General features: G+C 67.0%; 7 protein-coding genes. All 7 read left to right on the forward strand.

The window, feature by feature from the left end; genetic code table 11:
* Positions 1-1,091: PQQ-binding-like beta-propeller repeat protein (locus tag KA184_10870; protein MBP8130068.1), on the forward strand; the 1,091-nt coding region annotated here is incomplete at its 5' end.
* A gap of 1 nt (position 1,092) precedes the next feature.
* The gene (locus KA184_10875; GenBank protein ID MBP8130069.1) at positions 1,093-3,444 is read left to right on the forward strand and encodes an NAD(P)H-dependent oxidoreductase subunit E; all 2,352 of its coding nucleotides are present in this window, start codon (positions 1,093-1,095) and stop codon (positions 3,442-3,444) included.
* Entirely contained in the window at positions 3,444-4,898 is a 1,455-nt protein-coding gene (locus KA184_10880) for a (2Fe-2S)-binding protein (protein ID MBP8130070.1), read from the forward strand. The genes KA184_10875 and KA184_10880 overlap by 1 nt, the downstream gene beginning before the upstream one ends.
* On the forward strand, positions 4,895-6,193 hold the full coding sequence (locus KA184_10885; GenBank protein MBP8130071.1) for a glycosyltransferase: 1,299 nt from the start codon (positions 4,895-4,897) through the stop codon (positions 6,191-6,193). The genes KA184_10880 and KA184_10885 overlap by 4 nt, the downstream gene beginning before the upstream one ends.
* Positions 6,190-7,440 carry a PQQ-binding-like beta-propeller repeat protein gene (locus KA184_10890; protein ID MBP8130072.1) on the forward strand — a complete coding sequence of 417 codons (1,251 nt, stop codon included), beginning with the start codon at positions 6,190-6,192 and terminating at the stop codon, positions 7,438-7,440. The genes KA184_10885 and KA184_10890 overlap by 4 nt, the downstream gene beginning before the upstream one ends.
* An 11-nt stretch (positions 7,441-7,451) precedes the next feature.
* Positions 7,452-8,144, forward strand: coding sequence for an ABC transporter ATP-binding protein (locus tag KA184_10895; GenBank protein MBP8130073.1), 693 nt, complete (start codon positions 7,452-7,454; stop codon positions 8,142-8,144).
* Positions 8,141-8,763 (forward strand): hypothetical protein (locus KA184_10900; GenBank protein MBP8130074.1); only part of this gene is annotated, 623 nt, incomplete at its 3' end. The genes KA184_10895 and KA184_10900, both read left to right, overlap by 4 nt.

Raw genomic sequence — 8,763 nt, forward strand, 5'->3', positions numbered from 1 at the left:
TCGACTGGGACCTCGCTTCGGGGCGCAACGTCCTGTGGACAGCCGAGCCGCCGCTGGGCGGCACGAATTCGCCGGTTGTGTGGGAGAAGCGCTTGTACCTCAGCGGCGCGACAGACACCGCGCGCGAGGTGTTTTGCTTTGACACGGAGACGGGCGCGCTGCTTTGGCGCTATGCCCTGCAACCGATGCCCGGCACGCCGGAGAAACCGCCGAAGGTCACCGAGGAGACGAGTTTCGCCGCGCCGACGATGGCCGCGCAAGGGAATCTCGCGTGTGCGTTGTTCGGCAATGGCGACCTGGTTTGCCTGGATGACGCCGGAACGCTGAAATGGGGGAGGAATCTCGGCGTGCCCGACAATCACTATGGGCATTCTTCGTCGCTGCTCGCGCACGGCGGCACGCTCATCGTGCAATACGACCAGAAACGGAACGGCAAGCTGCTGGCGCTCGACCTTGCGGATGGCCGCGAGGTGTGGGCCGCGCCGCGCACCCACATTTCGTGGGCGTCGCCCGCGTGCGTCGAGACGCCTTTTGGCTGGCAGTTGCTGCTGAACTCGTCGCAGGACGTGTCGGGCTATGACCCGCTGTCGGGCAAGCTCCTGTGGCGGCTGGAATGTCTGGACGCGGAGGTGGCCACAAGCCCGGCGTACGCCAACGGGACCGTCTTTGCGGCAAACGACATGACCACGGCGGTGGCGATTCGTTTCGAGAAAGATGGCGCGGAACCGAAGCCCGCGATTGCCTGGCAATATGAAGACCTGCTGCCCGACGTGTCCAGCCCCGTCGGCACGGGGCGGCATTTCTTCATGGCGACATCGCGCGGCGAGATCGTGTGCCTCGACGCGGAGACCGGCGCGGAAACCTGGATGCAGGAGTTCGACGAGGGCTTCTATGCCTCTCCGATACTTGCCGGCGACCGCATCTACGCAGTGGACAAGGCCGGGACCACCATTATCTTCAAGGCGGCGGGCGCGTATGAGCTTGTCGGCGCGCCCCGGCTCGACGAGGAGACGGTTGCGACCCCGGCTTTTGTGGACGGCCGAATCTATGTGCGCACGCAGTCGCGCCTCGTGTGTATAGCGGCGTCATGACATGACCATCGAGAGCGACATAGCCGCGACCGACCGGATTATCGCCGCGTGCGGGACAGGCCGCGATGCGGTCATTCCCATCCTGCACGCGGTCCAGCGCGAGTTCCATTACCTGCCCGAAGCGGCGCTGCGCCGGATATGCGCGATGACGGAGATTACCGCCGCCGACCTGGACAGCGTCAGCACGTTTTTCCCGCAATTCCGCAGGCGTCCCGCCGGAAAGCACACCATTTCGGTGTGCGACGGGACGGCGTGCCATCTCAAGGGCGCGCTGGATGTGCACGAGGCGTTCCTGGACACCTTGGGGCTACGCCCGGGCGAAGACACGGACGCCAAGGGCGAGTTCACGCTGCAGATGGTGCGGTGTCTTGGTTGCTGCACGCTCGCGCCCGCCGTGCAGGTCGATGGCATCACGTATGGTCATGTTACGACGGAGTCTGCGCCGCGCATTCTGGATGACTTCCGCGCGCAGGCCGGGCGGGGCCTGGGCATGCCGCCCATGCGCGACGGCCGGGCCCGGCATCGTGGCGGCGAAATCCGCATCGGTCTTGGTTCGTGCTGCGTTGCGGGCGGCAGCGGCGCGATACGGGAAGTGCTGGAAGAAACGCGCGCGCGCTTCGGGCTGGACGTCCACATCAAGCACGTAAGCTGTATTGGCATGTGCCATCAGACGCCCATCCTGGAAGTGGTGCTCCCGGGCGGCAAGAAGTTTACTTACGCGAAGGTGCGCGCGGAAGACGTGCCCGAAATCGTCGTTTCCCATTTCCGTCCGACGCGCCTGTTCGCGCGCTTGCGCGCGTCCGTGGACGGCTGGTTGGGCCGCGTGTATGCCAACGAGCCGGAGCGCGCGCTTGATCGCTATCTGCTGCCGCCGGGCAGCGCGGCGGTCCAGGATTTCCTCGGTGTTCAGCGGCGCATCGCGACGGAATTCAGCGGCGAGGCCAGCCCGACGGATTTGCTGGAATACCGGGCGCGCGGCGGGTTCGCCGCCCTCGAACGGGTAATCCGGGACCGGACCCCGGAAGCAGTCATCGATGTGATGGACCGCAGCGGGCTGCGCGGGCGCGGCGGCGCGGGTTTTCCCACGGGCAGGAAGTGGCGCGAGGTGCGGCATGCCCCCGGCATGCCCAAGTATATCGTCTGCAACGGGGACGAGGGCGACCCCGGCGCGTTCATGGACCGCATGTTGCTCGAGTCGTACACGTTTCGCGTGATCGAGGGCATGCTGATTGCGTCGGTGGCGATTGGCGCGGAACACGGCATCTTCTATGTGCGCGCGGAGTATCCGCTGGCGGTGCAGCGCGTGCGTGCGGCCCTGAAATGCTGCGAAGAGCACGGGATTCTCGGCGGCGCCGTCCTCGGCAGCGGCCACGTCTTTCACGCGGAGGTGCGCGAAGGCGCGGGAGCGTTCGTCTGCGGCGAGGAGACCGCGCTGATCGCTTCTCTCGAGGGGCGCCGGCCGGCGCCGCGGCTGCGCCCGCCGTTTCCGGCGCGCGCGGGACTGCACGGGTGCCCGACGCTGGTCAACAACGTCGAGACGTTCTCGCTCGTGCCGTGGATCATCGAACACGGTGCGGAAGCCTTCGCGGCAATCGGGACGGAGCGCAGCAGCGGCACGAAAGTGTTCGCGCTGGCGGGCAAAGTGCGGCGCGGCGGCCTGATCGAGGTGCCCATGGGTCTGACCGTGCGCCAGATCGTCGAGGAAGCCGGCGGCGGCGTACAGGACGGGCATGCGCTCAAGGCCGTGCAGATTGGCGGGCCGTCGGGCGGCTGCATCCCGGCGGAACTCGCGCATCTCCCGGTGGACTACGAGACGCTCGCGTCGGCGGGCTCCATGATCGGCTCGGGCGGGTTCGTGGTGATGGACGAGACGGACTGCATGGTCGAAATGACGCGGTACTTTCTGTCCTTCACGCAGTTGGAGTCGTGCGGCAAATGCGTGCCGTGCCGCGTGGGCACGAAACTCATGCTCGAGATCCTGGAGCGCTGCTGCCGCGGCGAGGCGACGGCCGCGGAGCTCGCCGAACTCGAGCGGCTGGCCGTTTCCGTGAAGAAACAGAGCCTCTGCGGCCTGGGCCGGACCGCGCCGAATCCGGTATTGACAGGCTTGGCCCATTTCCGGCAGGAATTCGAGGAACATATCGCGGGGCGGTGTCCGGCGCACAGGTGCAAGGCCCTGATCCGCTATACGATTACCGATGCTTGCATCGGTTGCACGAAATGCGCGCAGGTATGCCCGTCGGACGCCATCAAGCCGGTTCCGTATCAGGCACACGAGATCGACCAGGGGAAATGCATCCGTTGCGATGCCTGTTACCGCGCATGCCCGGTCAACGCGGTAGAGGTGGCGTAGTGGCAATCCTCACCATCAACGGGGAAAGGGCGGAAACACGCGACGGAGCGACGTTGCTCGAGGCGGCGCGCGCGGCCGGGTTCGACGTGCCCACGCTGTGTTTCCTCGAAGAGACGGGCGCGCTGACCTCGTGCATGCTGTGCGTCGTCAAGGACCTCGCCACCGGACGGCTCGTGCCCGCATGCGCGACGCAGGCCGTGGACGGCATGGACATTGTCACGGAGGACGCCGAGATTGCCGCCGCACGAAAGGAAGTGCTGTACCTGCTCCTGAACGAGCATGTGGGTGATTGCGAAGCACCGTGCTCGCGGCTGTGCCCCGCGGGACTCAATGTGCCGCGCATGCTCCGCTACATTGACGCGGGCGACCTGGACGCGGCGGCGGCGCTCGCCTGGCGCGACCTCGTTTTTCCGGGCACGCTGGGACGGGTCTGCACCGCGCCCTGCGAACGCGTTTGCCGCAGAAGCCAGTACGACGGCCCGATAGCCATCCGCGACACGCACCGCGCGCTTTCGGAGCGGCCTGTGCCGGCGGAGGCCCCGCGCGCGCCGAGCGGCAAGTCCGTGGGTATCGTCGGCGGCGGTCTCGCGGGGCTGTCGGCCGCGGCGCTGTGCGCCCGCAATGGCCACGCGTGTTGCGTCTACGAGCGCGGGCCCCGGATGTGCGCGAGGCTCTACGGCCTCGACGAAAGCGCCTTGCCGGCCGCCGTGCTGGACCGTGAGATGGACGCGCTGCGCGGCGCGGGGGTGACGTTCGCGCTCGGGCGTGAAATCGCCGCGGATACCGCGATGGAATCGCTGCTGGCCCAGCACGACGCCGTAATCGTAGCGTGTGCGCTGCCGGTCCAGCGGGATGCGCGCATCTTCACGGCGGTCGAGGAACCGCTGCATGTGCGCGCCGTGGGAAGCGGCAAACGCGCGGCCATGGCCGTTGAACGCTGGTTCCTGGGTCTGCCGGAGGGGGGGCACAAACCCTTCAATTCAACGCTGGGCAACCGGCTTCACGCGGAGGACCTGGAACCATTCGCCGTCGAACGGCTGCGCAAGCCGGAGAGGCAAAGCGCGGCGGAACCCCTGGCGGCGGAAGCCGCGCGGTGCCTGCACTGCGACTGCCACAAGATTCACTCCTGCAAATTGCGCCAGTATGCCGAGGCGTACGGGTTGGGCCCGCAGATTCACCGGACGATGATGCGCGGGCCGATCGCACCCATCATGCGCCATGCCACGGTGCAGTTCGAGCCGGGCAAGTGCGTCAAGTGCGGCATTTGTGTCGCGATGACGCAGGCCGCCGGACTGGAATTCGGAATGACGTTCACGGGCCGCGGCCTGGAATCGCGCGTGTGCGCGGCCATGCGCGAAACGCTCGACGCGGGACTTGGCCCCGTGGCGGAAGCCTGCGCGCGGGCGTGTCCCACGGCGGCGCTGGCGCTGCGTGGAATGGAGGAGACGTCGTGAGGGTGTTGTATCTGGTGCCGGGCAGCGGCGGGACGTTCTATTGCCAGAACTGCCTGCGCGACCTTGCGCTGGTCCGGGCCATGCGTGCGCTGGGGCACGACGCGGTGGTGGCGCCGCTGTATTTGCCGATGTATGGGGACGACTTGGAAGAAAGCGCGCGCGCGCCGTTGTTTTTCGGCGGCGTGAATGTATTCTTGCGTGAGTCGTTCCCGGTCTACCGGAAAGCGCCGCGCTGGCTCGAGCAGTTGCTGGACAATCCGTGGATGCTGGCGCGCGCCGCGGAGCGCGAAGGCTCGACGAATGCCGTGGAACTTGGCCCGATGACGTTGTCGATGCTTCGTGCGCTCGATGGCGGGCAGCGGCGCGAATACGAGCGTTTTCTCGCATGGCTTCGCGGCTGGGGAAGACCGGACATTATCCACATCTCGAACGCGCTGTTGCTGGGGTTTGTTCCCGCGATCCGGGAAGCGTCAAACGTGCCGCTCGTGTGCAGCCTTCAGGACGAAGAGCCGTGGGTGAACGCGATGCGTTCGCCCTACGACCGGCTGTGCTGGGAGGCGATGGCGCGCGACGCCGCGCGGGTGCATGCGTTTGTATCGACAAGCCGCTGGTATGCGGACCGTATGGCCGTGCGTCTTGCCGTGCCGCGCGACCGTATCGCCGTGGTGTATCCTGGCGTCGATGCCGGGGGCGTCCGCCCGCCGGGAGAGCGCACGGGCCCGCCGGTCATCGGTTATCTTGCGCGGCTGAGCGAGTCGCTTGGACTCGGCAAGCTGGTGGACGCGTTCATTCGGCTGCGCCATACCCCCGAATGCAGCGATGCGCGATTGCTGGCCACGGGCGGCGTGACCACTTCAGATGCTTCGTATGTGGATGCCATGGAACGCCGGTTGCGCGGCCTTGGCCTGGACTCGGCCGCCGAACTGCACCGGGATTTCAAATCCGAGGACATTGGCCGTTTCTACGCGGGCATATCCGTGCTTTCGGTGCCCGTGCCCGGCGGCGAAGCGTTCAGCCTGCCCTTGCTCGAGGCTATGGCGCGGGGCATTCCCGTGGTGCAGCCCGCCGCGGGCGCTTATCCCGAAATCGTGGAAGCAACCGGCGGCGGCATGATCTGCGAAGACTCGGAAGACGCGCTGGCCGATGCGCTGCGCATGGTCCTTCGCGACAGGACACTTGCGCGCGCGCTGAGCGAACGGGGCCGAAAGTCCGTGTCCAGTCTGTTCACGTTGGAGCGTTCCGCGCGGGACATGACGGCGGTCTACGACGCGGTGCTGAAGGACATGGGCCCGTGAGAAGAACGGCAAAGAAAACACTGGCCGCGACGGTGGCGGTTGTTCTGCTGGCCTTGTCCGGAAAGTTTGTCCTGTTACGCGTGAAAGAGCCGGAGATTCCGGACGAGGCTCCGCAAGCGACGCCGAGAAACGCGCCGCGCCCCCTGGGCAATGACATCCCCGACACCGGGAACTGGAATACGTATCACGGCGATGCGGCGCTGCGCGGCGTGGCCGACGCATCCTTTCCGGATACTCTGGACGTGTGGTGGCGTTTCATGGCGGGCGGGCCGGTGCGCCAGACGCCCGTCGCGGAGGGGGGGCGGATTTTCGCAGCGACGGCCCACGGGGTGGTCCACGCGCTGGACATGCACGGGGGGCTGCTCTGGTCGCGCGCCATCCAGACCGAAGCAACACCGGAACAGCCCGCGCGGGACGCAGAAATTGAGTCGCCCATTGCCTGTTTTGGCGGGTCCGTGCTCGCCGGCACATACGAGGGGCTGGTCGTGTGTCTGGACGCCGAATCCGGCGCGGAACGCTGGCGCGCCCATGTGGAAAGCGGTCTGCTCGGCGCCATCAATTACGCCGGCGCCGGAGATCGGGCCCGGGTATTCGTGCTGGAACAGCCGACAGGCGCGCCAGTCTGCCTGGATGCCGCAACGGGTGCCGTGGTCTGGCGCGGCGAAGAAGTCGGCCGCAGCGATGCCTCGCCCGCGGTGAACGCGCGCGTGCTGGTCTTTGGCAGTTGCGCGGCGGCTCTGCATGCTTTTGACCCGGAGACGGGCAAAAAGCTGCGGGATTTGGAAATCGACCCGGATTCGCAGGTGGCGGGCGGCGTTGCGCTGCTTGACACCCGCGTGGTGTCCGGTTGCCGCCGCGGCAAGGTTTTCGAGGCGGACTGGGAATCGGGCGCGTTTCTGTGGACCAATACGGACAGCGGAGGGGAGGTCTTCACCACGCCCGCGGTGACGGATGCGTGGGTTATCGCGTGTTCTTATGACGGATTCATATACGGATTGGACCGGGTTTCGGGCATGGCCCGCTGGAAATACGAGACGCAGGGGCTGCCCAGTTCGGCAGTTGTCGCCGGCGACAAGGTGATTGTCTCGGTAGACGGCGAACTCGCGATGTTCCGGCTCGCAACGGGCGAGAAGGTGTTCTCGTATCATGTGAGCGACCTGATCACGTCGCCCGCCGTTACCCAGCGGCGTATACTGGTCGGCAGCGAAGACGGCACGGTCGTTGCATTCGGCGCGGTTTCACCATAGGCGGCCACCCCATGGAACCACACTGTCCGTTGGTTGAGATGGAGAACGTCACGAAGGAATATGAGTCCGGCGCGGCGCCGCTCCGGGTATTGGATGGTCTCAACTTCACGCTGCACGCCGGGCAATGCGCGGCAATTACGGGGCCGTCCGGCTGCGGAAAGAGCACATTGCTCCATCTTATGGGAGCACTGGACGCACCCACTTCGGGCGTTGTCCGCATGGACGGCAGGGACATCGGCGGTCTGACCGAAACCGAGGCGGCCCGGCTTCGTAACCGCGAAATTGGTTTCGTGTTTCAGTCGCATCATCTCTTGCCGCAGTGTACCGCGCTGGAGAACGTGCTCGCGCCGAGCCTGGTGCATCCGGACGGCCGGAACGCGCGCGGCCGCGCACTGACGCTGCTGGCGCGCGTCGGGCTCGGGGACAAAGCGCAGTCGCGGCCCGGGCAGCTTTCGGGCGGCGAACGGCAGCGCGTCGCGGCTGTCAGAGCACTGATCAACCGTCCGCGTCTGCTGCTTGCCGACGAGCCGACGGGTTCGCTGAATGAAGCCGGCGCGGCGCAACTGGCGGACCTGCTGCTGGAGCTGGCGCGGGATGAAAGAATGGCTATGGTCATCGTGACACACGCGCAGGCCATCGCCGCGCGATTTGGGACCGTCTACGCGCTGCATGGGGGACATCTGGAACTGGCGGGCGGCGCATGAGCATGTTGCGCCTGATTGTCCGGAGCTGGGCCTATTACCGGCGCGCGCACGCCGGGTTGTTTCTCGGCGCGGCGCTTGCCAGCGCCATCCTGTGCGGCGCGCTTATGGTGGGCAGCAGCGTGCAGGGCACGCTTCGCGATATCGCGCTGGTCCGGCTGGGCAACATCCACCTGACCCTGGAGGGGCGAGGCCGTTTCTTCGGGGAAGGACTGGCGCAGCGAATGCAGGACGCGTTACCGGAGACGACGGTTGCGTCCGTGCTGACGTTGCGCGGCGCGGCGAGTTCGCCGCCTGAAACGGCGGAAGCGGACCGCCGGAGCAAGCAGGTCCAGGTGCTGGGCGTGACGCCCTCGTTCTGGGGGTTTGCGCCTGAGCCGGGCACATGTCCGGCATTGCGCGCCCAATCGGTCGCGATAAACGAAGCCGCGGCGGAAGCCTTGGGCGCGGGCGCCGGCGACGAATTGCTGCTTCGCCTGCAGCGGCCGGGCATCATGCCGCTGGACGCGCCTATGGCCCATGCCTCGGGCGCGCGGGATGTGGTGCTGCGCGTGCGCGTCGAGTCCGTGCTGCCGGACGCGCGGATGGGGCGCTTCGGTCTCGCGGCGAACCAGGCCGCGCC

Source organism: Candidatus Hydrogenedentota bacterium (assembly GCA_018005585.1).
In the GTDB taxonomy this organism is placed as follows: domain Bacteria; phylum Hydrogenedentota; class Hydrogenedentia; order Hydrogenedentales; family JAGMZX01; genus JAGMZX01.

What these genes read in the sequence shown, in the direction of transcription:
- KA184_10875 (MBP8130069.1), top strand. Translation starts at nt 1,093, where the DNA reads ATGACCATCGAGAGCGACATAGCCGCGACCGACCGGATTATCGCCGCG.
- KA184_10895 (MBP8130073.1), top strand. Translation starts at nt 7,452, where the DNA reads ATGGAACCACACTGTCCGTTGGTTGAGATGGAGAACGTCACGAAGGAA.